The following is a 21,578-nucleotide window of genomic DNA, read 5'->3' on the forward strand; positions in this document are numbered from 1 at the left end:
TCCGCTCAGGTTTCAAACGGTTCGACGATGGGTTTGCGGCGTGAGACGATATACACGCTGCTGAGAATGAGCGCGCCGCCCGCGATGGTCGCCCAGGTAAGCTGCTCGCCCAGGAGCAGGATGGCGCTGAGCGCGCCAAGAAATGGCTGAATAAACAGGAACGGCGCGGCGCTGGACGCCTCAACCTGGCTGAGCGCCTGGAACCAGAGAAAGTAGCCTAACACCGTGACAGCCAGCGCCAGATACAGCACGCCCAGCCAACCCTCCAGGGAAAGCCGGGGCCAGCCCAGGCGAATGACCTCCTCGCCTCCGGCGGGCAGCCAGAAGACCAGGCTGCCGATGACCGATGTGGCGGTGATGAGCAGCGGCGGATAGCGGTCCAGCAGCGCCTTGCCCGCGACAGTGTAGCCGGACTCAAAGACCAGCGAGAAGATGATCAGCAGATCGCCTAGAATGCGCAGGCCCGCGCTGCTGGCGGTATCTAGATGCGGCGCGAAGCCTTGCTCGATAATCAGATAGACGCCAAAGGAGCCACACGCCAGCGCCACGACGGTGGCGCGGCTGAATCGCTCGCGCAGAATGAGCCAGGAGAGCAGCGCGGTGAAGATGGATTCGGTGGAGATCAGCAGCGCCGTGTCGCTGGCCGTCGTGAGGTCCAGGCCGACATATTCAAAGAGCTTGTTGATGACAAAGCCCATCAGGACCAGCATGGCAAAGCGCGGGAGCATGCGCAGCGGAAAGCGCAGCCGACGCCGCCCGACAATGAGGATGGGCAGCAGAAAGAGCGCGGCGATGCTGAAGCGCAGGGAGTTGAGCATGATGGGCGAGAGGTCGCGCAAGGCAACTTTGCCAGCCACATAGGAGCCAGCAAAGATGGCGTTGCCTACCAGCAGCATAGCCCAGGCGCCAGCGCGGGTGGTAGCGATGCGTTGGACGCCGCCAGAGACGGCGCTTCGGGTCTGAGCCATACTGAGCGGGTTTCCTCTCTCTTCAATAAAATAGGGGATAGATCATCTTTTTATTCTAACCGGATTACTCGATATTACTGGTTAGATACATAAGACAAAACACACTAACCGATCAAGAGCGGTTTAGCGGTTAGGGGCTTTTTTCTTCTTTCCAACAAAAATCTGGCTGGACCGTATGATAGGAGAGCGTACCTGGGATGGGCATCTGGTGTCAAGAACACAGCAGTTTAATCACCAGCAATCCTATGATACACTACTAGCGCAGCAAAAAGAGCAGCACAAGGAGGCGGCAGATGCAGCAGCACCCGGCACTGACACCCCAACAAGAGGCTATCCGCGAGGCGCGCACCCGCTATGAGCGGGGAGACATTCCCTTTGATCGCTTTGAGTACGCGCTGAACGCGCTCTTAGCAGCCCGGACCCCGGAGGAGTGTCGGACCATTATTCAAGAGTTGCCCACTGAGCCGGTGAACCCGCTGGACGCGCTGATCTCCGCGTCGCCAGCGGCTCTCGCGCCGACCGCGCCAAAGCTGCCCGGCAGGCGATGGCTGATCGGCATCATCGGCGAATTCAAGCGGATGAAACGCCCCTGGCGCATGGGCCAGCGTACCACAGCCGTGATGGGGATCGGCGAACTTGGCCTGGATATGAGCCTTGCCACGATGCCACCGCACAGCGTTCTGGACGTGTACGCGCTGGTTGGCGAGGCCACGCTGTATGTGCCAAGCTCGGTGCGGGTTTCGGTGCGGGCGTTTACGCTGATCGGCGATGTCAAAGCCCTGGGCGAATCGCGCGAGGGCATCTTCGCCTATCTGAATGAAGAAGAGTTTCCCGCGCCGGGAGCAGGAGCGGCTTCCGCGCCCCACCTGGAGATTCGCGCCTTTATGCTGATCGGCGAATTGAATGTCAAACAGGTGGATGCCCCGGTCATCACGCTTGAAATGACGCCCGGCCAGGCGGCCCCTCCGGCGCTGCCTCAGCCGCAGTAGGTTCTTGAAGAGGACGGAAACGATGCAACAACCACCAGCTTTGACACCCCAGCAAGAGGCGATTCGTCAGGTGCGGGCGCGCTACGAGCGGGGCGATCTCGCGTTTGATCGCTTTGAGTATGCCCTCAACGCGCTCTTGCAGGCGCAGACGCCAGAGGAATGCCAGGCCATTGTCCAGGAATTGCCATCTTCGCCGATCACTGCGCTGGATGCGCTGTCGCCTCAGACGGCTGTGCCGCCAGTTGCCGCGACGCCGCGCCGGACGGGCTGGTGGGTCGCCTTCATGGGCGGCTTTCAGCGCATCAGCCGCCCCTGGAGGCTGAACGAGCAAACGATGGGCGTTGCAGTGATGGGCGGCATGGAAGTTGATCTGAGCCTGGCCGCGCTGCCGCGTCAGGGGACCATCAAGCTATACTTCCTGATGGGTGGGGCCAAGCTCTATGTGCCGCGCTCGGTGGATGTGTCGGTGCGCTCGTTTGTGATCATGGGCGGGGTCAATGCCCTGGGCGAAAGCAGCGGGGGCATCATCTCGTTCAGCCATGAAGAGAGCCAGGCGCTCAAAATGCCAGGAACGTCCACGCCGCAGCTCGATATTCAGGTCTTTGCGATGATGGGCGGTGTCGAGGTGGTTCAGGTTGATGGGCCGGTGATTACCGGCGCTGGCTTGCTGAGCGCGCCTAACCGCCAAACCGCTTATGATCGTGCTGCCATGCGCAGCATTCGCCAGGCCGAGCGCCACGCCCGACTCGAAGCGCGCCGCCAGGAGCGGCGGGCGCGCGATTGGTAGGAGCAAATCCGACTGCATGCGGCTTGTAGCGCCGCCGTCTCGGCGGCCAAACGCCGCGCCTGAGCGAGCGTTCGCCTCTTCAGGGCAACGCGCGTCCTGTCCCAGCGGTGGGCCGCCGTCCCGGCGGCGGTACAGGCAGGCGCGCTGCTCGGAAGCGCAGCGTTCAGGGCATTGCAGCGTTTGGCCGCCAGGGACGGCGGCGGTACACGCAAAGCGCCCGCTAGGCGGGCTTTGTGACGTGCTGGCCTGACGCCAGTTCTTCTTCTCTGGCCTGGGCGGCATCTTCGGCCTCTTCGCGCTGGCGCGCCTCTTCTTCTTGCCGCGCCAGCCATCTGAAGAAGATGAGGCTGAGAACCACGATGTCGAGCAGCAGGCCGGGCGCGTAGAGAATGATGGCCCCTAGCTGAAAATCGGCCAGGGCGGAAATGCCCCAGAGGCGCGGCGCGTTCTGGTACACGGCGTAGGCGGGCTGGTTGATGAAGAAGAGGATGATGCAGACGAACCCCATCGGAATGCCGTCCAGAAAGAGATAGAGCAACTGAACGGGGTGGGACCAGTGGCGGGCATCGCGCGCGGGCGTAATCAAGGGCCACCAGTTGATGATGCCGGTGAACAGGAAGATGAGGCTTTGCAGGTTATGCAGCGGCGCGTGCTGGACGGCGGGGTTATACAGCGCCGGAATCAGCCAGATCAGGAAGTTGACGTTAAAGAGAAAGCTGGCAAGGAAGAGAAAGAAGGTTCCCCGCGTCATCCGGCGCAGCGGCCCTGAGCGAAAGAGCGGATTCAGCAGCCAATCGGGCAGGCTCAGCAGCAGCAGCGGCGGGCAGAATGTGGTCAGGATCAGGACTTGCGTGATATGGGCGCTGAAGAGGTACTGATTGCCCAGTGTATCCAGCGGCGATACCAGGGTCAGGAAGAGCAAGGCGATGGCGCTGAGAAAGAGCAGTATCTGGCCGCGCGTGGCTGGCTCGCCCAAACGATACTTCTGGCGCAGCGGGCCAATGCCTGCGAAATAGCCTGCGCAGAGCGCAGCCAGAAAGAGTAAGACGCCAGCGTCCCAATGCCATTGGAGTAAGAGTGACGTGTCCATAGCTGTCCTTGATCGCGCTTCCAGGATGTTCTTCTAGACTATAGCAAGAAATTGCTTTTCGCTGCTGCGCTGCTCAGGGCTTTGCCTCAAACAGATTTCTGAAAGGGTGTTCGATGGGCAGCAGCCGAACGCTGCTGAAACCGGCTTCTGTGCAGAGTTCGCGGACTTTGGATGCTGGCATGCCTGCGGTGCCCAGCCCTTCTCCCCCTTCGGCCAGCGAGACGGTCATACAATATAGCACGCTGGTGCTGTAGAGAAACGCGCCGAGCGGCCCGGCGTTGTCCTCCAGCCTGTCCTGGGCTTTGATCTCTGCGCAGAGGTAGGTTCCGTCCGGTTTGAGGGCTGCGCGGATGGCGCGCAAGAGGCTGCGTGGGTCTGCCGCGTCGTGAATGACCAGAAAGGTGGTGATGAGATCGTACTGTCCAGGCAAGCCTCTGGAAACATCCAGGGTCTCAAAATGCGCTCGATCTGCCACGCCGGCTGCCTCGGCGTTCTGCCGGGCCAGCGCGATGCTGGGGGGATAGACATCGTAGCCGGTGTAACGCGCGTTGGGGAACGCCTGCGCCAAGCGAATCAGGGCGCGCCCGCCGCCGCAGCCCACATCGGCGACCTCGATGCCACGTTCAAGCGCGGCCTGAAGCTCTGGCAGAGCAGGTATCCATTTCTGAATCAAGGCGTGCTGGTAGGTGACAACGGCGGTGCGGTCCATGCCATGATAGAGGCTTTCGTGGTAGGCTGCCTGCGGGACGCCGCCGCCCTGACGAAAGGCCAGCGTCAGCGGGTCCAGCGCGCTCCACAAGGCGGGAAGCTGCTCGAAATCGCCGCCAACGCAGAACGCGCCGCCCTCGTCAGCCAGAACCGCCGCGTGTTCGGGCGACAGGCTAAAGCGGCGGCTGGCCGGGTCGTAGTCCACATAGCCCGCGCAGGCCAGCGCGCTCAGCCATTCTCGCGCGTAGCGTTCGTTGATGTTGGCGCGCTCGGCCAGTTCGGTGCTGGTGGTCGGGCTGGCCTCGGCGAGATGCTGAAACAACCTCAACCGGTCGCCAAGGATGCACATAGCAGCGACATACGTGCCGCTCAGGTCGTTGAACACCTTTTCACTGAAGGCGTCGAGCTTCGCCCGGTCAAGCCACTTTCTGGTTGTCATCACTCCCCCTTGCTGTGGATGGTTCGGGTATTCACTGGCGCATGGAGCCGCTTATGGGAACAGGGCTGATCATTACTATAGCCCAGGCGAAGGTGTCTCGCAAGCCGCCGCCACAGGCGGTTGAAACCGCGCCCGCGCCTGGAGGCTACGCCGCCAAACCCGCCTGCGCGGGTTCCCCCACCCACCCGTGTCGGCGCGGCGTCTGTACCTGTAGCGCCGCCTTCCAGGCGGCTCAACGTTGGCCTGCCGGTCCGGTAGCCTGGAGGGCGCACGTGCGCCCTGGCGCAGCGGTGGCCGCCAAGATGGCGGCGCTACAAGTGGGCGTGCGCGCTGGCGCAGCGGTGGCCGCCAGGATGGCGGCGCTACCAGTGGGCGGCGGTACAGGGCTATCTAAAAGCCCGTCAGGGGTACGGAGGCTGGCGGCTGAAGGCCGCGCCTGGAGGCTACGCCACCAAGCCTGCCGACGCAGGCTCCCCCCGCCTCAATAGGCGCGGCGGCTGTACTTGTAGCGCCGCCTTCCAGGCGGCTCATCGTCGGACTACCGGTCCGTTGGCCTGGAGGGCGCACGCTCGCCCTGGCGCAGCGGTGGCCGCCAGGATGGCGGCGCTACAAGTGGGCGTGCGCGCTGGCGCAGCGGTGGCCGCCTGGAAGGCGGCGCTACAAGTATAGACGCCGGGGCTTTCAACCGCGAGCGGGCGTGAATCAGGACTGATCTTCTCCGCTTTTGGGGGTATGCTACTAGCAGGTTAAGTATCGAAACATGCTGAAAACTGAAGGAGAGACTCCCCATGTCCGAAACTATTGAAAAGGCCGAACTGCTGGAGCGCATCCAGGGCGGGTACAAACAGTTCGAGGCGATCCTGGCCCCTTTGAGCGAGTCGCAGATGACGACTCCGAATGTCAATGGCCCCTGGTCGGTCAAAGATAATCTGGCCCATCTCACCATCTGGCAAAACTATTTGCTGGATCAGGTTCAGGGAATCCTGAAGAACCAGGAGCCGCCAGAGTTTTTGCCCGGTCTTTCCTCTGAAGATGAGCAAAACGAACACATCTATCAGGAGAACAAGGGACGCCCTCTTGCTGAAGTGCAGGCTGATTTTCGCGCCTCGTACCAGCGTGTGCTGGCGGGCATCCAGGCCATGAGTGAGGAGAGCCTGAACGCGCCAGCCCCCTGGAGCAAATCCGGTAATCCGTTCTGGGGCTTTGTCGCGGGCAATACCTTTGGACACTACGAGGAACACGGGGACATCATTCAGCGTTGGCTCGCTGGCTCGCAGTAGCTCGCGGCAGGCTGGGATGGCTCTAGCCCTGAGCTATGGACGAGAAGAGGCCCTTGCTCTCCTCTTCGCCCGGTCTCGTCGCTTGCGATGAAGCCCGGCAGATAATATAGTAAGGGCAACTTTTTTCACCCATAGCTCAGGGGGGTGCTGGCATGGCGCAGGAGCGACGAAAGCGGCAGGGTCACTTGGAAGGCACAGCAGGGCTGCTTCACGAGCGCGAGAGCGAGTCAGGCTCGGCGCTGATGCCGGTAACGGCGCGTGGCGAGGCCACACGCCGCCGCATTCTGGATGCCGCCGAAACGGTCTTTGGCGCGAAAGGCTATCATGGGGCCAGCGTGACGGAGATTACGCAGCGCGCGCAGGTGGCGCAGGGTACTTTCTATCTTTATTTTCGCAGTAAGCGCGAGATTTTCCTGAAACTGGTGGAAGACCTGGGCGAGCGCATGCGTGTCAGCCTGCGCGCCGCGTCGCACAATTCGGGGGATCGGCTGGCAATGGAGCGCGATGGTTTCAGGGCGTTTTTTGCCTATACTCGCGTCCACCCGCAGCTTTTCCGCATTGTGCAGGAAGCAGATCGCCTGGACCAGCCTACCTTTCAGGAGTACTATACGCGGCTGGCCCGCCCCTACGAGCGGGGTTTGCGCAAGGCGATGGCGGCTGGCGAGATTCGGGAGATGGACGCGGAGGCGCTGGCCTATACGCTGATCGGGATCGGCCATTTTCTGGCGCAACGCTGGCTGGTCTGGTCGGAGAGCGAGGTAGGTCAGGCCGGGCGGGACCACGCTGCCGAGGGTGAGGCGCCAGAACTGCCAGAGCGCGTTTTTGCGATGCTGCTTGATTTTCTGGCGCATGGATTGAAGCCCTGAGTCATGGGCAGGGCGCTCAGGTTTATCAGAGGAGAGGGTAGCCGGTGGAACGAGAGCAGTTACTTGCAGCGGCGCGGGCGCATGTCCGGGCGCGCCTGGGGGATGATAGCAGTGGACACGATTGGCGCCATGTTGAGCGCGTGGTGCGGCTGGCGCGGCGGCTGGCAGAAGAGGAGGGGGCGGATGTCTTTTTGTGTGAACTGGCGGCGCTGACGCATGATCTGGCCGACTGGAAGCTGAACCCCGATGAGGCGCGGGCGCTGGAAGAGGTGCGCGATTGGCTGGCGCAGCACGAGGCCGATGCGCCGACGATTGCGCGAGTGATGGAGATTATTACCCACCTGTCGTTTAAGGGCGGCGGCCAGCCGCCGATGCACACGTTGGAGGGGCAGATTGTGCAGGATGCTGATCGGCTGGATGCTATCGGGGCCATCGGCATTGCGCGGGCCTTTGCCTATGGCGGCGCGAAGGGTTTGCTGCTGCACGACCCGGAGGCCCGGCCACGCGGCCAGATGACGGCGGAGGAATATCGCGGCCAGCAGGCGGCGACCATCACCCATTTTCATGAAAAGCTGCTCTTACTCAAAGACAGGATGCATACTGCTACAGCGCGGCGGCTGGCGGCGCATCGGCACGCGGTGCTGGAAGCGTTCCTGGCCGAGTTTGAGGCGGAGTGGGAAGGCGCGCGCTGATCACGGTTCGATTCTTTTATGCTCTAATCTCTGCTGAAGCAGAGCTATGGCGTTGGCGGGTGTGGCGGCTATCTGGACGGCGGCCAGGTCTTTGGGGTGAACGTCGAGGTTGGCGACGAGGCTTTCAAGGACGGGCCGCCAGTTTTCGCCCAGCAGAATGATGGGGCGCGGCCCTGGGCCGTCGAGGAGGCTGAGGCTCCAGACGAGGAAGAGTTCGGTGAGCGTGCCAGTGCCGCCTGTCACGACGACGAAGCCGTCGGCGCGGTTGGTCAGGGCTTCCAGGCGGGCAAAGATGGTTTCGGCCTGGATGCGCTCCACCAGCCAGGGGTTCGGGATGCTGGCGCGAAAGAGTTGATCAACCATAATGCCGATGACATGGCCGCCCGCTTCACGCGCGCCCCGGCTGACGGCTTGCATCGCGCCATCGTAGCCGCCATTGCAGACGGTGAAGTCCGCTTCAGCGAGCTGCTTGCCTAATTCGTGCGCGTCCCGATAGATGGTGGAATCTTCGGGGCAGCGCGAACTGCCAAAAACGGTGATGATGTACGATTCTGCGCGAGCTTCTGCCATTCTGCGCTCCTTCCCTAGCGATTGAAAAGCATCTGTCGGATGGCCTCAATTTCGCGTTTGAGGGTGGCATTTTCCTTGATTTCCTGGGCAATTTTTTCATAGCCGTGAATGATGGTGGTGTGATCGCGGCCCCCCAGTTCGTTGCCGATGTCGGTGGTAGAGGCATCGGTTTCCTGGCGCATCAAGAACATGGCGATCTGGCGCGGCAGGACGACATAGCGGTCTCGCTGCCTGCCACGCAAGAGGGCTTCGGGGATGTGGTAGTAGTCTGCGATACAGCGCGTGATCTGAGGCAGGGTTGGCTGATTGCCTTTGATGTCAATCGCCAGGTTTTGCAGGGCCAGGCGCGCGGTCTCTACGGAGAGCGCGCTCTGATGCAATTCGGCGTAGGCCAGCACGCGGTTCAGGCTGCCTTCGAGTTCGCGGATGTTGGTATCCACGCGCCGCGCCACAAAATCAATGACCTCATTGGGGACCAGGCGCTGCATGTAATCAACCTTGGCGCGCAAGATGGCGGTGCGCAGTTCCAGGTCGGGCAGTTGAATATCGGCGATCAGTCCCCACTCAAAGCGCGAGCGCAGGCGCTCTTCCAGGTGGGTGATCAATTTGGGCGGGCGATCACTGCAAATGACGATTTGTTTGCTGCTTTCATGCAGGCTGTTAAAGGTGTGGAAAAACTCTTCTTCGGTTGATTCTTTGCCCGCGATAAATTGAATATCATCCACCAGCAAGACATCCACAGAGCGGTATTTCGCGCGGAACTCTTCGGTGGAGCGGTAACGGATGGCGTTCACAATCTCGTTGGTGAATGTCTCTGATGAGATATACAACACGGCCAGCCCACGCGCCAGGGCGCTGTGACCGATGGCGTGGAGCAGGTGCGTTTTCCCCAGGCCGACGCCGCCATAGAGATAGAGCGGGTTATAGGACGTACCGGGCTTCTCTGCCACGGCGAGCGAGGCAGCGTGGGCCAGGCGATTGCTGCTGCCCACAATGAACCCGGCAAAGGTATAGCGCGGGTTCAGGCTGGGTCCAAGTGGGCCTACAGCGCGCCCTGATTGATCGGTAAAAGGCGGTTCATTCAATGGCATCGTTTCCATATGCGAAGTGTCCAGCCGTCTATCTCATGGATTCTGGCGCGAATGATGGGCTGTCCAGCCTGGCATAGCTCGTGCAACGAGGCAAAGATAGTGCTTCATTCCAGAAGGGAGAGTAACGCGATGCGATCAGTGACTCAACAGCATTTACACCGCAGTACGACGAATAAGATGGTTGCCGGAGTGTGTGGCGGCTTGGGCGAGTTTCTTGGCATTGATGCAACCATCGTGCGGCTCGTCGTACTGCTGTTGGTGATCCCCTTTAGTATTTTGATAGGTCTGTTCTATGTCGCGCTGGTCCTGCTTTTGCCGCCTGAGAAGCCAGCGCCGATGGCTGGCTAGCCTGCGAGGGCGATGCACTCGATCTCGACCAGCGCCCCACGCGGCAAATCGGCGACGGCTACGGTGCTGCGCGCCGGGGGAGTCTCGGTGAAATAGCGCGCGTACACTTCGTTCATGGCCGCGAAATCGCTCATTGATTTGAGGAAGACGGTTGTTTTGACAACCGCCTCAAACGAAGCGCCCGCAGCGGTCAGGACGGCACGGATGTTTTCAAGGACGCGCTCGGTTTGCGCCTGAATGTCTCCGGTGATGAACTGGCCGGTTGCGGGGTCAAGAGGAATCTGGCCGGCGGCGAAGATCATGCCGCCAGCTTTGATGGCCTGGCTGTAGGGGCCGATGGCCGCCGGGGCATGCTGGGTTTTCACCTGTTCGCGCTGCATGGTAATAACTCGCTTTCTGCTACAGCTATGGGATGGTTGGTATGATTCAGGCTGGCTCCTGAATCTGCTGGCGTCCTGTGGCCTGGGTCTGGCTTGCCTGCGCCGCTGGTGCGATGAAGGCGTGACCAGGCGATTTAATGAAGGCGAAATAGACACCCAGCGCCAGGCTCACCAGCAGGATGATGACCACAATGATCATGACGAGTGAGGTCCAGCGCGAGGAACGCGCGCGCGCGCCGGGACCAGCCAGGGGAGACACAGAGCCAGGGGGAGAGAAGGACCGATCCGGGGGCGGCGAAGCGTCTACCGGGCGTGAGGTATGCTTTGGGCGCTCGCTGGCGCCAGGGGGCGCTGTGACCCGGCGATGAGGCTGTTGATCCACAGCGAGCAGGCTGCCAGGAATGGTGATGCCCTCTTCGATGCTTTTCTTCAGGCTTTCGCGCAGAGCTTTGCGCATCGCCTCGGCGCTGGTATAGCGCCGTTCCGGCTCTTTCTGAAGGGCTTTTTTCACCACCAGTTCCAGGGCGCGCGGGATGCGGGCGTTATATTTGGATGGCGGCGGCGGGACGTTATTGGCGTGCTGCATTGCCACCTGCACTGCGGAAGACCCGACGAATGGGGGGCGGCCAGCCAGCATTTCGTAGAGGACGACACCGAGCGAATAGAGGTCGCTTGCGGGGCTGAGCGGCTCGCCGCGCGCCTGCTCTGGCGCGAGGTAATCGGCGGTACCCAGGACGATGCCGGTGTTGGTGAGTCCGGCGGCTTCCATCACGCGCACGATGCCAAAGTCGGTCAGTTTGGCCTGGCCGTCGGGGGTGATCATAATGTTTTGGGGCTTAATATCACGGTGGATGAAGCCCTGGGCGTGGGCCACTTGAAGGACCGAACAAATCTGGCCGGTGATCTGGACCGCCTCTTGTGGAGAGAGCGAGTTTTTCTGAGCCAGATATTGCTTGAGGTTGACGCCCTCCACGTATTCCATGATCAGGTAGTGTTCGCCGCGCTCCTCCAGAAAATCGTAGATGGTGACGGCATTGGGATGGGAGAGGCGGGCAGCGGCATGCGCTTCACGCCGGAAACGCTCGATGGCGCGCCGGTCAGTTTTTGCCAGGGAACGCAGGATTTTGACGGCTACGATGCGCTCAACCCGCGTGTCCCAGGCTTTATAGACGGTTGCCATGCCGCCGGTGGCAATTGGCTCGCGCAGTTCGTAGCGGCCATCGCCCAGAGATGTCCTACCTGTCCGTTTCGTTTCCATCCATTGCTCCCGCTTGGATTGAGGGCTGGATGTTCAGCGCCTGGCGCCCTGCCGCCCTTCATCTTAAAAAAGCAGCCGCCCAGGCGTGCTTCTGAGGATACATGACCATGCTCTGGTGGTAAGTATAGACGTTTCGTTCATAGACCGTCAAGCGGCATCTTTGCGCGTGAGAGGCTCTCTAAAAGTCCGTCAGGGGTACGGAGGCTGGCGGCTGAAGGCTGCGCCGCCAAGCCTGTCTGCACGGATTCCCCACCGCCGACATGCCGGACGGCTCACTTGTAGCGCCGCCATCTTGGCGGCTCAACGCTGGCCCGCCGGTACGGTGGCCTGGAGGGCGAACGCGCGCCCTGGCGAAGCGTTGGCCGCCTGGAAGGCGGCGCTACAAGTACAGACAGGCTTGGCGGCGCGGCCTTCAGCCGCCAGCAGACTTTTACTCGAACCAGTTCGGGCGAGATGTGCCGTCAATGCCACCCTGGGTCAGTTGGATGGGGTCGCCATCCAGCGTAATAGTGGGCGCCGGGGTCGTTGTCGGCGTTGGTGTTGCGCCAGGCGTGGCCGACGCGGCGGGCGCAGGCGCGGGGGTGGTGAACTTGACCTTTGCCATGAACAGGTTATATTCGCCGTTGTTAAACTCCATAAAGAAGAGGGTGTTGTTCGCGCCCCAGACCGGCTGGCCGATGAGGCCCGACGCCAGCTTCTGCGATTGCTTGTAGTAGCTGGTGTTGGTATAGTAGATGCTCTGCCCGTTTCTGATCAGGGGGTAGCTTTCCTGGTTGGGGTCGCCCGTGACTTTCGCGCCGACGGGCATGATATAGAGGTCGTCCTGCCCGTTCTCGCGGCGGATATAGGTGATGTACTTGCCATCGGGGGAGAAGGATGGCTCAAGCGGGATGAGTTTGGGGTCCAGCGGCGATAGCTGGACGACGCGGGAGTCGCCACCTGCGGCGGGGATAATCAGGAGGGACAACTGTGTCACGAGATCAGAATTAGAGCCTACGTATTGGAAGCTGGTAAAGAGGATCTCTGTGTCACTTGTGCCTGGGCGCAGGCTGAGGTCTTGATCGCCGCCCGCGTAGCAGTAAGGCCAGGCGAGTTGCCTGGGTGGGGCATTCAACTGGCCGCCAGAAACCGGCCTGGCGCTGGCAGGCAGTTCGGCAATGCCCATGTCCAGAATCCAGTCTCTGGAGGAGGCGCCATAGCAGGTGGGATTGGGGAAGGGTGTGGTATTGCCGCCCTTGAAGAAATCGGTGAGGTAGATGATGTTCTTCCCGTTGGCGGTCCAGATGGGATTGCCAGCCCAGAACAGATAGTGAAAGGGCGCGCCGGTACTCCGGTTGTGGAGGGAGTCGTCGGTGAGCATCGTGGCTTTCCCGCCAGCGATGGGCATGGTGGCAATGTCGGAATAGTCTCTGCCATTCCTGCGCACGACAAAGGCGATAGCCGTGCCATTGGGCGAAAGAGCAGGCTGGAGAGCGGCGCCATCCTGGGTTAACTGGGTCAGGCTATCATCCTTGCCATGCAGGATAAAGATGTTGCCCCCTTTGACAAAGAGGATATTGCCGTCGAATTGGGTGTTACTGACGCCAATATCGCCGCTGCCGTTGGTCTTCTTGGTGTTAAAGTTGTTGTTATTGTCGCCGCATGCTTGCAGCAGCAGCATCAAGCTCAGGCCGAATGCAATCAGCCAGCGATAGTTTCGGGCGGCGGGCCGCTCCAATGGCTCGCGCATGGCGCATGTCTCCTTATTCCTAGTTCAATATCCTCAAAGCAGATGGTGATCAGGCGCTGAGCCATACAGGGCGAGAGGCGCCATCAATGCCATTCCTGGTCAGTTGGATGGGGTCGCCATCCAGGGTAATACCGGGCGGTGGTGTAGCTGTCGGCGTTGGCGCAGCGCCAGGCGTGGCCGACGCGGCGGGCGCGGGAGCCGTAAACTTCACTTTCGCCAGAAACAGGTCAAACAGGTTATCACGAAACTCCATGAAGAAGAGTTGATTCTGATCGCCCCAGGTCGGCTGGCCGATGATGCCCTCAGCCAGCTTGTGCGAGGCGTCATAATAGGTGGTGTTCGTATAGTACTTTGCGCGGGCTGCGCCGATTAAAAGGTATTCTTCCGGGCCACCTCCAGCGAGCGTGTTAGGTATGCCGTTTTGGATGGCGGCATCAACGGCCATGATATACAGATTGTCCTGACCGTTTTCGCGGCGGATATAGGTGATGTATTTGCCGTCAGGCGACCAGGACGGCTCCAGAGATAAGATTTTGGGGTCCGGCGGCGATAGCTGGATGACGCGGTACGGCCCGCCTCCCCTGGGGATGATGAGGACCGAGACCTGGGCTACCAGATCGTTCTGTGATCCGACATAGCGGAAGCCGGTGAACAGGATTTCTGTATCTGAGACGCCGGGCCGCAAGCTGAGGTCTTGATCGCCCCCGGCATAACAATAGGGCCAGGCGAGGAGTTTGGGCGGGTTCGCGTGTCCGGAGGACGAGATGGCTGGAAGCGCCCTGGCGTTGGCAGGCGTCTCGACGATAGCCAGGTCTTGAATAGAGTCTTTTATTGAGAAGGCGGGACAGGTCTGGTTGATGCGAGGCGTGGCCCGCCCACCCTTATAGAAATCGGAGAGATAGATGATCTGCTTGTCGTCGCTGCTCCAGATGGGATTGCCAGCCCAGAACTGATAGTGAAAGACGCCGCTCTTATCCGGGTCGCACTTACACAGGAGCCGGTTGTCGGTATGGGGTGTGACAGTGCCGCCTGCCAGGGGCATGGTGGCGAGGTTGGAATAATCGCTCCCCGGCTTGTGCAACTCAAAGGCGATAGTGCTGCCGTCGTGTGAGACGGATGGCTGAGCGGCTGAGCGGTTAGAGGTAAGCTGGGTTACGCTCTCATCCGCGCCGTGTAGGACGAGCAGGTTGCCATCCTTGACAAAGAGCATGGAGCCAGTGAATTTGACCGTTTGGTTGGTGCCGACGCCACCAGGGTTCCCGTTGGAACTGAAGTGATCGTTGTTATCGCCACATGCTTGCAGCAGCACGATGAGGGTGACAATTGCCAGCCAGCCATATTTTTTCGGATATTGCGAGCTAGAGCGTACCCGCATAGTTCACTTGCTCCTTCGTCCCTGGTCTGGATAGTCCGGGCGGTGGCTGGTGTCAGGCGCTGGTCCACGAAGGGCGAGAGTCGCCGTCAACGCCGCCGTCGGTGAGTTGGATTGGCTTTCCTTGAATCGAGATGGTCGCGCCGTTAAAGGCTAACTGCGCCAGCCACAGGTTATACTGGTTATTTTTGTATTGCAGATAGAGCAGAGATTTGCCGTCGGGCGACCAGACCGGGTACGAGATGGCGCCGCTGCCAAGATCGGGCCTGGTAGACTTCGCATAGTCACCAAAGTCCGGCGAGCCGTTGGCCGGGTCGCTCACGCGCATGATCGCTAGCGAGGCCGAGCCATCCGTGCCGATGATATAGGCCAGGTTCTGACCATCGGGCGACCAGGATGCCTCCCGCGTCTGCTGCGGTTTGCTATCAATGCCCAGGGCTGGCGCGAGCGCGGTTTCTTGCTGCTGGCCCTGCGTCGGGTTCGATTGCTGGCCCTGCGCTGGCTCCGGCTGTTGATCGAGCGCCGCCAGGAAGACCTGTACCAGCAGGTTATCGGTCGCTTTTGGGTCGTAAGCGTAGTGGGTGTAGGTTAGTTGGACGCCGCTGCCAGGGCGCAGGCTGAGGTTGGCGTCACCGCCAGCGCCGGGCAGGCCGGTGTCGTTGTCGCCGCGCGCGGGCCAGAGAACAATCTGGGCGTTGCCGCCACGCGCTGGTATCTTCCAGACGGCCATATCCTGAAAACCACACGAGGTTTTCAACAGTTTCTGCGCGTCCGAAAGGAAGTAGAGCGCGGCTCCGTCCTGTGTCCAGATGGGGTTTGCCGCCCAGGCCGTATCGGCTTCGCTGAGGCCGTTGGCGCATACGATCTGTTTCCCTGTCCCCTGGTTGTGGGTCAGCGCGATGGCCTGCCCGCCTTGCGAGGGAACGACCATCAGATCGGACCAGTTCGCGCCCCGGCGAACATAGGCCAGATGCGAGCCATCGGGAGCATACGCCGGGTCTTGCGCGTGGCTTCCGACGACCAGGGCATTGACGCTGCCGTCTTTGCCACTCAAGGTATAGAGCTGCTGGTTGCGCACAAAAGCGATATGCCCCTGAAAAGAGGTGTTGACGTTGATGGCAAGCGCGCTGGCGCCGCCGTCTTTGGAGCCAGGGATCGGGCGAAACTGGCTGCTGTCGGTGACGAGGCCGTTGCAGCCTTGCAGCGCGAGAAGGATGCCAAAGACCAGGCCCGGCCAGAGGCTCAGCCTGCTCTTTGCCAGATTGCTCTTGCTTGTTGTTATGAGTTGTGTTGTGTCCTGGGCGCCCATCCGTGTTACCCCGTTGTCTGGCCTGACCACTGGCCCGGAACCGGATTGACTGTGCAGGGCTGGTTCTGGTTGATGGCCGGGTCTGGATGGATCGTTGATTGGATGGTCTGGTTGACCGCCTGCCAGTTCGGCAGCAGCGCGTAGGTCTGCTCACCATTGGAGCGGAAGAGCGTCCCCTGGCCCGCGCTGTAATCGGGCGGAGCAAGCACGATCTGCTTGATGTTCTGGTGAGCGATGTCTTTGGCAAAATTGGCAACCTCGGTGATTTCCTTCACGGTCATGTCGGTCAGCACATTGCCCTGAAGGTCGGTTGCCAGGTCGGGAATCTTATCAACCAGGTTGCCGGTGTTGGCCTTTTTCTCCAGGGCCAGCAAGACGGACTGCTGGCGCTGCGAGCGCCCGAAGTCGCCGGACTGGTCGGAGTGGCGCGAGCGCACGTATTCGAGGGCGGCCCGCCCATTCAGGTGCTGCGGCCCTGACTGGATATACAGGCGCTTATAGCCAAATTGGTCGCTGTTGCCGACATCGTTGGGGTAGGCGTCGTCCACGATGGGGTGCAGGACATCCACATCCACGCCGCCCAGCGTGTCAATGACTTTGACGAAGCCTTCCAGCCCAACCCAGGCGTAGCGCCAGATGGGGATGCCATAGTCGCGCTCTACGACGGTGCGCTCAAACTGAATGGCTTGATCGGAACCATCGCCCTGTCCGGCGATCTCGTCCAGCTTCATACACCTGTTTGTCCCTGGCATGTTGACCCAGGAGTCGCGGGGAATGGAGATCAGGTCAACGGTTTTGCTGGCCGGGTCCAGCGAGACGACGATAATCGTCTGGGTCAAGACGCCGTTGCCCAGCATGCCGCTGCCGCCAAACTTCTGCGTATCGTTATCGCTGCCCAGCAGCAAGACGTTGACACGCTCGCCGCTCAAGATGTCCCTGGGTACGTCAATGCCTTGCTCCTGGCCGCCGCGAGCAACCTGATGGTTGGTGCTGGTCTGGATGAGTTGCAGCAGCGGGCCGAAATAGAGGACCAGGCTGCCCGCAACGGCGGCCAGCACGGTGAGGATGGCTGTCGGGATGAAGAGCCAGAGCAGGCGACGATTGCGTTTGCGCAGACGCTCTCGCGGCGTGAGTGGGCGCGGCGGCCCGGCGGGACCGGCACCGTTTGATGTGGGAGGATGAGAGGCCAGGCGCTTTGCGCGCTTGCCAGCAGGAACATTGCCCGCTGCGGCGGGGGCGCTCACTTCGTTGGGCGCCGACCCGCTGTAAGGGGGGCTGGCAGGCTGGCCTGGCGCGCTGTGCGCCTGCTGCCAGACGCCTTCGCCGGGTACAGCAGACTCCTGGCCTGCTCGACGCCAGGGGTCGTCCCAGTTATAGGGGGTTGGGTTTCGCCACCCTTCAGGGGGTGGGTACTCTGGTTTCATCTGGCGCCTTTCTCTGGCTGGGGTGCTCCCCGCTTACTCTGCCTCATGTGTCTTGCCCGTTTTGTCTCTCAGGTTGTCGAGCATCGCCGCGCACGCATCTGTTTAATGCGATTACCAGCGGCTCAACCGCAACGAGTTTATTATACCATTGCTTCCCGCGCGCTTGAGTTTATGCTCCATACACTACACGTCTGGCCGCAAGCCAGGGTAACTGGATAGAGTGTGAACCTGCTCACAATTTTTACAGCAGAGGTTATCCGGGAACGAGGTGTCGGTTCTCCGCAAGAATAGGACCATTAGGCCACGCTGCTGGCGCATGAAGAGGCAGCCAGTTCCACCACCTATCGGGGGTTGCCATTTGTAGCGCCGCCCCCCTTCGGGAAGGGGCGCGGCCAAGCGGCCCTCCTGGCGGCTCAACGTCGGCCTGCTGGCGCCGTGGCTCGGAGAGCGAACGCTCGCCCTGGCGCAGCGATGGCCGCCTGGAAGGCGGCGCTACAAGTACCATGACACGCTTGCCAACACCTCATGTTTGCTAGAACTGGGGCAGCCTGCTGTGTTTGCTCTGCCTGGCCGCGCATGGTATCATGGATACAATAGGCCAATGTGTTTGCATGATGAGAGTGACCGATGGATACTGAAGGCTCCGAACAGAGCCAGGCTATCGAACGCGCGCTGGTGGATGCTGACCTGATGCGCTGGTTTGATGAACAACATCTGCTGCGAACGATGGTGATCGCCGAGGATGCGGAGCATATCACGGAGATCGCGCGCCCGCCGATGGTTTTCCTGAGCGCGCGCGATCATGATGCGCGCGCCGCGCCGAACCCGGATACGCTGGGCTATCCTGAAAAGCGGCTCAGTGAGATGACGCTCAACGATTTTCATGTCTTTCTGCTGCGTTGGGCAACGCGGGCGATTGACGCCGGATTGGTGCGCTGCTTTGTCTGCCACGAGCCGCTGCGCAATCACGATCTGGATGTACCCTGGGATGGTATTTTTCTCTCGGAGCATCTGGTGGCCTGGCTCTTTATTCATTTCGATTGCAAGCGCGGGCTGCAAAGGGAGATCAAGGGGCGTAACCCTTTTGAGCTTTCGCCGCGCCCGCCAGAAGTGTTTGATGTCTCGCATGACTGAGGAGGGGCTGTCTTGGAGAAAGCCGCTGTTGCCTCCATTCTGGAGGAGATTGCCAGCCTGCTCGAACTGAAGGGCGAGAACCCTTTTAAGTCGCGGGCCTATCAGAATGCCGCGCGGGTCGTCGGGGCGCTGGATGGCGACCTGGAAGAGCGGGTGCGCGCGAATCGGCTGGTGGGGACGCCTGGCCTGGGTCCGTCGCTGGTGCGCGATATTACTGAACTGGTGACGACGGGGCGATTGAAGGCGTATGACGACCTGAAGGCGGAGATTCCTGCCGGGCTGCGGGCGATGCTGCGTATTCCGGGGCTGGGGCCGAAGCGCATCAAGCAGATTCATGACGCGCTGGGCGTGACAACGATCACCGAACTGGAGCAGGCGTGCCAGGCCAACAGGGTCGCCACTTTGCCCGGCCTTGGCGCGAAGACGCAGGATAATATCTTGCGCGGCATTCAGTTTCTTAGCCAGCATCAAGATCGCTACCTTTATCCGGTGGCCGCCGCCGAGGCGGAACAGATTGTGGAGGCGCTGAGGCAGTTGCCCGGCGTTCTGCGTATTTCGATTGGGGGCAGCCTGCGCCGCCGCAAAGAGATCGTCAAGGATATTGATGTGGTCGCCAGCGTGACCGACGACAGCCAACGCGGCGCGATTATGGATGCTTTTACGACGATGCCCAGCGTGGTGGCGATTACCGGCAAGGGCGAGACGAAATCCAGCGTGGTGCTGGCTCCGGGGATTGCGATGGACCTGCGGCTCTGTACCGACGATATTTACCCGACGATGCTGCATCACTTCACCGGCTCGAAAGAGCATAACGTGGCGCTGCGCGGCTACGCGCAGGATCATGGGATGAAGGTGAGCGAGTGGGGCATTTTCCAGGGGGAGACGCTGCTGCCTATCCACGATGAGATTGAACTCTACGCGGCGCTGGGCATGGACTATATCGAGCCGGAACTGCGCGAAGATCGCGGCGAGATTCAGGCGGCGCTGGAGCATCATCTGCCGGGGCCGCTGCTGACGGAAAAAGACTTGCGCGGCGTCTTACACTGCCACAGCACCTGGAGCGATGGGCAGGTGAGCATCAAGGAGATGGCCGAGACGTGTATCAAGCTGGGCTATGCGTATATTGGCATCTGTGACCACAGCAAGACGGCGGCCTACGCGGGCGGGCTGAACGAAGAGAAGGTGAAGCGCCAGCAGGAGGAGATTGACGGGCTGAACCAGGAATACGCCGGGCGCTTCCGCATCCTGAAAGGGACGGAGTGCGATATTCTGCGCGATGGCGCGCTGGACTTTGGCGAAGAGACGCTGAAGAGTTTCGATTTTGTGGTGGCTTCGATTCACAGCCTCTTCAATCTGCCGCCAGAGGAGCAGACGAAGCGCCTGCTGCGGGCGATGGAGAACCCCTATACGAGCATTATCGGGCATCCGACGGGGCGTATCTTGCTGAGCCGCGATGGCTATGGGCTGGATATGGAGGCGGTGATTGATCGGGCGGGTGAACTGGGCGTCTGCATCGAGATTAACGCGAATCCGCTGCGGCTGGACCTGGACTGGCGCTGGCTGCACCGGGCGAAAGAGCATGGGGTGAAGATTCCTATCTGCCCCGACGCGCATAACCCCGGCGGTCTGGAAGATATGCGCTACGGCGTCTCCATTGCGCGCAAGGGCGCGCTAACCCCTGCCGATGTGCCGAACACGCTGGGAGTGGATGATCTGCTGGCTTTCTTCAAGCGCCAGCGGCAGAAAGCATAACCAGGCGGCTGTCGCTGTGCCTGCTAGGGAACACGGTAGGTAAGGCCCACTGGCTCAAAGCCAGCGACTTCGCCACGCTCCAGCCTGGAACGGACCTCCTCCAGGCGCGCCCGGTTGGGAAGATCAAGCAGCCGCTCTCCACAGAACCGACAGACTGCGGCGTGAATCCGCACAATGGCGGTATTTTGGCCTACTGTTACCGGCTCCTCAATCTCCCGAAGCTCGTAGGCGTCATCATTGCCACATGCGTAGCAGTGCAGGAGCCTGGCTTGCTCTGCGGTCAATTCGGGAGCCTGCTCATCTGGGACCATGTTCGCTGCTCCTGCCATTATTCACCGCTCCTTTCGCGTCTTGGCCTGCTGATAGTGTATCACATGTCGAAGCAGGGGAACGCTCTAGCGCACGTCGTAGAGTGGCAGGCCGGTGATGCCGGTGATGAGGGCGATCAGCGCCTCCATTTGGGCGTCGTATTCGGCAAAGGGAATGGCAGGCTGGTGGAACGACCACCAGCGCGGGCGGCGCAGGCGCGTCCATTGGACGACGACATAGGGGCTGGAGAGTTCGTAGTGTGTGGCTGGCGTGTTTGGCTTACCATCGCGGATGGCAAAGAGCCGCGCCTGATTCCAGGGAATGGTAGATTGCCGCCTCTTGGGTCGCCAACTGTGGCCCGGCCAGAGGGTAAGAGCAAGCCCAACGGTCAGGCCCTCGGATGTAATTGCAATCTGCCGGGGCCATAACCACCACGCCATTACATTTATGGCTATGATAAGTGACCACTCAATTGAAAGTATTAGAAATGGGCCATGCGATGCGGCCTGCCAACCTTCCTTGAAATCTCCAGTCACTATAAGGGAGAGGGTCGGTAGAATGAGAAAGCCTCCGCCAAGACAGAGAACCAAGTAAACCGGGAGGGCTTGCAGCCATTTCACTTTTTGTTTGATGGTGAAGGGCAGGGGCAGCGCCCCAACATTGGGAAGCGGGTGTGGTTGAGCGAGCGGCACATGGGCGGCGAAACCCCAGGCGGCGGCCATCTGGCGGCGGTAATCCACTTGATTCCAGTGGCGTCCCTGAACAAGAAGCATTCTGATTGCCAGAAGGAGGGCGGAGATGATAACGAGGCGTATAAGATAATGTTCTGCAAGGCTGAGCAGGGAGAGACGCCGCAATTCATCTATGGACGTTGCGAAGGATTGAACGGCTAAGAAGAGTGTGGACAGGACAAGCCCTACCACTACTGCCCCATGAGCGGGACGACCTTCTTTGACCATTGCTCGCCTCCTTGACTGCGCCTGACGCGCCCACCCGCTTCTCTGGCTTGCATGTCGGCGGCTCCTGAGTTGGAGCCGCTCCTGTGTTATGACCTCTTGCTTTTATTATAGTTCGCTGCCTGCC

General features: G+C 60.9%; 23 protein-coding genes. 9 read left to right on the plus strand and 14 right to left on the minus strand.

All coding sequences use genetic code 11. The features are described from left to right. Positions 1-5: 5 nt before the first annotated feature. Entirely contained in the window at positions 6-968 is a 963-nt protein-coding gene (locus VH599_16895) for a DMT family transporter (protein HEY7349998.1), read from the minus strand. Between the two features lie 293 nt (positions 969-1,261). Here VH599_16895 and VH599_16900 point away from each other — a divergent pair, with 293 nt between their 5' ends. Next, positions 1,262-1,957, plus strand: coding sequence for a LiaF domain-containing protein (locus tag VH599_16900; protein HEY7349999.1), 696 nt, complete (start codon positions 1,262-1,264; stop codon positions 1,955-1,957). Positions 1,958-1,979: 22 nt separating this feature from the next. Beyond that, positions 1,980-2,744, plus strand: coding sequence for a LiaF domain-containing protein (locus VH599_16905; GenBank protein HEY7350000.1), 765 nt, complete (start codon positions 1,980-1,982; stop codon positions 2,742-2,744). 220 nt (positions 2,745-2,964) lie between these two features. On the opposite strand, the gene VH599_16910 is transcribed toward VH599_16905, so the two are convergent. Then, on the minus strand, positions 2,965-3,834 hold the full coding sequence (locus tag VH599_16910) for a cytochrome c oxidase assembly protein (GenBank protein HEY7350001.1): 870 nt from the start codon (positions 3,832-3,834) through the stop codon (positions 2,965-2,967). 73 nt (positions 3,835-3,907) lie between these two features. Next, positions 3,908-4,981, minus strand: coding sequence for a methyltransferase domain-containing protein (locus VH599_16915; GenBank protein ID HEY7350002.1), 1,074 nt, complete (start codon positions 4,979-4,981; stop codon positions 3,908-3,910). A 53-nt stretch (positions 4,982-5,034) separates the two neighbouring features. Between VH599_16915 and VH599_16920 the strand changes: the two genes are divergently transcribed. The 4 genes from VH599_16920 to VH599_16935 all read left to right on the plus strand — a co-directional run bounded on the left by VH599_16920 (position 5,035) and on the right by VH599_16935 (position 7,819). Continuing rightward, positions 5,035-5,469: a hypothetical protein gene (locus VH599_16920; GenBank protein HEY7350003.1), complete on the plus strand. Its 435-nt coding sequence runs from the start codon at positions 5,035-5,037 to the stop codon at positions 5,467-5,469. 300 nt (positions 5,470-5,769) lie between these two features. Continuing rightward, positions 5,770-6,261 carry a ClbS/DfsB family four-helix bundle protein gene (locus tag VH599_16925; GenBank protein HEY7350004.1) on the plus strand — a complete coding sequence of 164 codons (492 nt, stop codon included), beginning with the start codon at positions 5,770-5,772 and terminating at the stop codon, positions 6,259-6,261. A gap of 152 nt (positions 6,262-6,413) precedes the next feature. Beyond that, a complete protein-coding gene (locus VH599_16930) occupies positions 6,414-7,127 on the plus strand; it encodes a TetR/AcrR family transcriptional regulator (protein ID HEY7350005.1) in 714 nt (237 codons plus the stop codon). A 44-nt stretch (positions 7,128-7,171) separates the two neighbouring features. Beyond that, positions 7,172-7,819, plus strand: a complete 648-nt coding sequence (locus VH599_16935) for an HD domain-containing protein (GenBank protein ID HEY7350006.1) — start codon at positions 7,172-7,174, stop codon at positions 7,817-7,819. Here the strand turns inward: VH599_16935 and VH599_16940 are convergent, their stop codons facing one another. After that, complete coding sequence (locus VH599_16940; protein HEY7350007.1) at positions 7,820-8,389, minus strand: LOG family protein; 570 nt, start codon at positions 8,387-8,389, stop codon at positions 7,820-7,822. A gap of 14 nt (positions 8,390-8,403) precedes the next feature. Next, on the minus strand, positions 8,404-9,480 hold the full coding sequence (dnaA, locus tag VH599_16945) for a chromosomal replication initiator protein DnaA (protein ID HEY7350008.1): 1,077 nt from the start codon (positions 9,478-9,480) through the stop codon (positions 8,404-8,406). 129 nt (positions 9,481-9,609) lie between these two features. On the opposite strand from dnaA, the gene VH599_16950 reads away from it, so the two are divergent. Continuing rightward, the gene (locus VH599_16950) at positions 9,610-9,828 is read left to right on the plus strand and encodes a PspC domain-containing protein (GenBank protein HEY7350009.1); all 219 of its coding nucleotides are present in this window, start codon (positions 9,610-9,612) and stop codon (positions 9,826-9,828) included. Here the strand turns inward: VH599_16950 and VH599_16955 are convergent. The 7 genes from VH599_16955 to VH599_16985 form a co-directional block, all read right to left on the minus strand. Continuing rightward, the gene (locus VH599_16955; GenBank protein HEY7350010.1) at positions 9,825-10,208 is read right to left on the minus strand and encodes a RidA family protein; all 384 of its coding nucleotides are present in this window, start codon (positions 10,206-10,208) and stop codon (positions 9,825-9,827) included. The two genes, VH599_16950 and VH599_16955, sit on opposite strands and share 4 nt — an antisense overlap. A gap of 46 nt (positions 10,209-10,254) precedes the next feature. Continuing rightward, complete coding sequence (locus tag VH599_16960; GenBank protein HEY7350011.1) at positions 10,255-11,466, minus strand: protein kinase; 1,212 nt, start codon at positions 11,464-11,466, stop codon at positions 10,255-10,257. Positions 11,467-11,896: 430 nt separating this feature from the next. Further along, entirely contained in the window at positions 11,897-13,195 is a 1,299-nt protein-coding gene (locus VH599_16965; GenBank protein ID HEY7350012.1) for a hypothetical protein, read from the minus strand. A 49-nt stretch (positions 13,196-13,244) separates the two neighbouring features. Further along, positions 13,245-14,570 (minus strand): hypothetical protein, encoded by a 1,326-nt coding sequence (locus VH599_16970; protein ID HEY7350013.1) that lies wholly within the window; start codon positions 14,568-14,570, stop codon positions 13,245-13,247. Between the two features lie 52 nt (positions 14,571-14,622). After that, positions 14,623-15,876: a hypothetical protein gene (locus VH599_16975; GenBank protein ID HEY7350014.1), complete on the minus strand. Its 1,254-nt coding sequence runs from the start codon at positions 15,874-15,876 to the stop codon at positions 14,623-14,625. A gap of 5 nt (positions 15,877-15,881) precedes the next feature. Then, positions 15,882-17,300, minus strand: coding sequence for an LCP family protein (locus VH599_16980; protein ID HEY7350015.1), 1,419 nt, complete (start codon positions 17,298-17,300; stop codon positions 15,882-15,884). A 253-nt stretch (positions 17,301-17,553) separates the two neighbouring features. Continuing rightward, the gene (locus tag VH599_16985; GenBank protein HEY7350016.1) at positions 17,554-17,805 is read right to left on the minus strand and encodes a hypothetical protein; all 252 of its coding nucleotides are present in this window, start codon (positions 17,803-17,805) and stop codon (positions 17,554-17,556) included. A 122-nt stretch (positions 17,806-17,927) separates the two neighbouring features. Between VH599_16985 and VH599_16990 the strand changes: the two genes are divergently transcribed. Continuing rightward, positions 17,928-18,434, plus strand: coding sequence for a hypothetical protein (locus VH599_16990; GenBank protein HEY7350017.1), 507 nt, complete (start codon positions 17,928-17,930; stop codon positions 18,432-18,434). Between the two features lie 12 nt (positions 18,435-18,446). Then, positions 18,447-20,186, plus strand: a complete 1,740-nt coding sequence (polX, locus tag VH599_16995; GenBank protein HEY7350018.1) for a DNA polymerase/3'-5' exonuclease PolX — start codon at positions 18,447-18,449, stop codon at positions 20,184-20,186. A 23-nt stretch (positions 20,187-20,209) separates the two neighbouring features. Here polX and VH599_17000 read toward each other — a convergent pair whose 3' ends face one another. Together VH599_17000 and VH599_17005 are read right to left on the minus strand one after the other, a co-directional pair. Next, the gene (locus VH599_17000; GenBank protein ID HEY7350019.1) at positions 20,210-20,515 is read right to left on the minus strand and encodes a YgiT-type zinc finger protein; all 306 of its coding nucleotides are present in this window, start codon (positions 20,513-20,515) and stop codon (positions 20,210-20,212) included. Between the two features lie 66 nt (positions 20,516-20,581). Beyond that, positions 20,582-21,454, minus strand: a complete 873-nt coding sequence (locus VH599_17005) for a hypothetical protein (protein HEY7350020.1) — start codon at positions 21,452-21,454, stop codon at positions 20,582-20,584. Between the last annotated feature and the right edge of the window lie 124 nt (positions 21,455-21,578).

This window comes from Ktedonobacterales bacterium (assembly GCA_036557285.1).
Classification (GTDB): Bacteria; Chloroflexota; Ktedonobacteria; order Ktedonobacterales; family DATBGS01; genus DATBHW01.

What these genes read in the sequence shown, in the direction of transcription:
- VH599_16895 (HEY7349998.1), bottom strand. Translation starts at nt 968, where the DNA reads ATGGCTCAGACCCGAAGCGCCGTCTCTGGCGGCGTCCAACGCATCGCT.
- VH599_16900 (HEY7349999.1), top strand. Translation starts at nt 1,262, where the DNA reads ATGCAGCAGCACCCGGCACTGACACCCCAACAAGAGGCTATCCGCGAG.
- VH599_16905 (HEY7350000.1), top strand. Translation starts at nt 1,980, where the DNA reads ATGCAACAACCACCAGCTTTGACACCCCAGCAAGAGGCGATTCGTCAG.
- VH599_16910 (HEY7350001.1), bottom strand. Translation starts at nt 3,834, where the DNA reads ATGGACACGTCACTCTTACTCCAATGGCATTGGGACGCTGGCGTCTTA.
- VH599_16915 (HEY7350002.1), bottom strand. Translation starts at nt 4,981, where the DNA reads ATGACAACCAGAAAGTGGCTTGACCGGGCGAAGCTCGACGCCTTCAGT.
- VH599_16920 (HEY7350003.1), top strand. Translation starts at nt 5,035, where the DNA reads ATGGGAACAGGGCTGATCATTACTATAGCCCAGGCGAAGGTGTCTCGC.
- VH599_16925 (HEY7350004.1), top strand. Translation starts at nt 5,770, where the DNA reads ATGTCCGAAACTATTGAAAAGGCCGAACTGCTGGAGCGCATCCAGGGC.
- VH599_16930 (HEY7350005.1), top strand. Translation starts at nt 6,414, where the DNA reads ATGGCGCAGGAGCGACGAAAGCGGCAGGGTCACTTGGAAGGCACAGCA.
- VH599_16940 (HEY7350007.1), bottom strand. Translation starts at nt 8,389, where the DNA reads ATGGCAGAAGCTCGCGCAGAATCGTACATCATCACCGTTTTTGGCAGT.
- dnaA (HEY7350008.1), bottom strand. Translation starts at nt 9,480, where the DNA reads ATGCCATTGAATGAACCGCCTTTTACCGATCAATCAGGGCGCGCTGTA.
- VH599_16950 (HEY7350009.1), top strand. Translation starts at nt 9,610, where the DNA reads ATGCGATCAGTGACTCAACAGCATTTACACCGCAGTACGACGAATAAG.
- VH599_16955 (HEY7350010.1), bottom strand. Translation starts at nt 10,208, where the DNA reads ATGCAGCGCGAACAGGTGAAAACCCAGCATGCCCCGGCGGCCATCGGC.
- VH599_16960 (HEY7350011.1), bottom strand. Translation starts at nt 11,466, where the DNA reads ATGGAAACGAAACGGACAGGTAGGACATCTCTGGGCGATGGCCGCTAC.
- VH599_16965 (HEY7350012.1), bottom strand. Translation starts at nt 13,195, where the DNA reads ATGCGCGAGCCATTGGAGCGGCCCGCCGCCCGAAACTATCGCTGGCTG.
- VH599_16970 (HEY7350013.1), bottom strand. Translation starts at nt 14,570, where the DNA reads ATGCGGGTACGCTCTAGCTCGCAATATCCGAAAAAATATGGCTGGCTG.
- VH599_16975 (HEY7350014.1), bottom strand. Translation starts at nt 15,876, where the DNA reads ATGGGCGCCCAGGACACAACACAACTCATAACAACAAGCAAGAGCAAT.
- VH599_16980 (HEY7350015.1), bottom strand. Translation starts at nt 17,300, where the DNA reads ATGAAACCAGAGTACCCACCCCCTGAAGGGTGGCGAAACCCAACCCCC.
- VH599_16985 (HEY7350016.1), bottom strand. Translation starts at nt 17,805, where the DNA reads ATGGTACTTGTAGCGCCGCCTTCCAGGCGGCCATCGCTGCGCCAGGGC.
- VH599_16990 (HEY7350017.1), top strand. Translation starts at nt 17,928, where the DNA reads ATGGATACTGAAGGCTCCGAACAGAGCCAGGCTATCGAACGCGCGCTG.
- VH599_17000 (HEY7350019.1), bottom strand. Translation starts at nt 20,515, where the DNA reads ATGGCAGGAGCAGCGAACATGGTCCCAGATGAGCAGGCTCCCGAATTG.
- VH599_17005 (HEY7350020.1), bottom strand. Translation starts at nt 21,454, where the DNA reads ATGGTCAAAGAAGGTCGTCCCGCTCATGGGGCAGTAGTGGTAGGGCTT.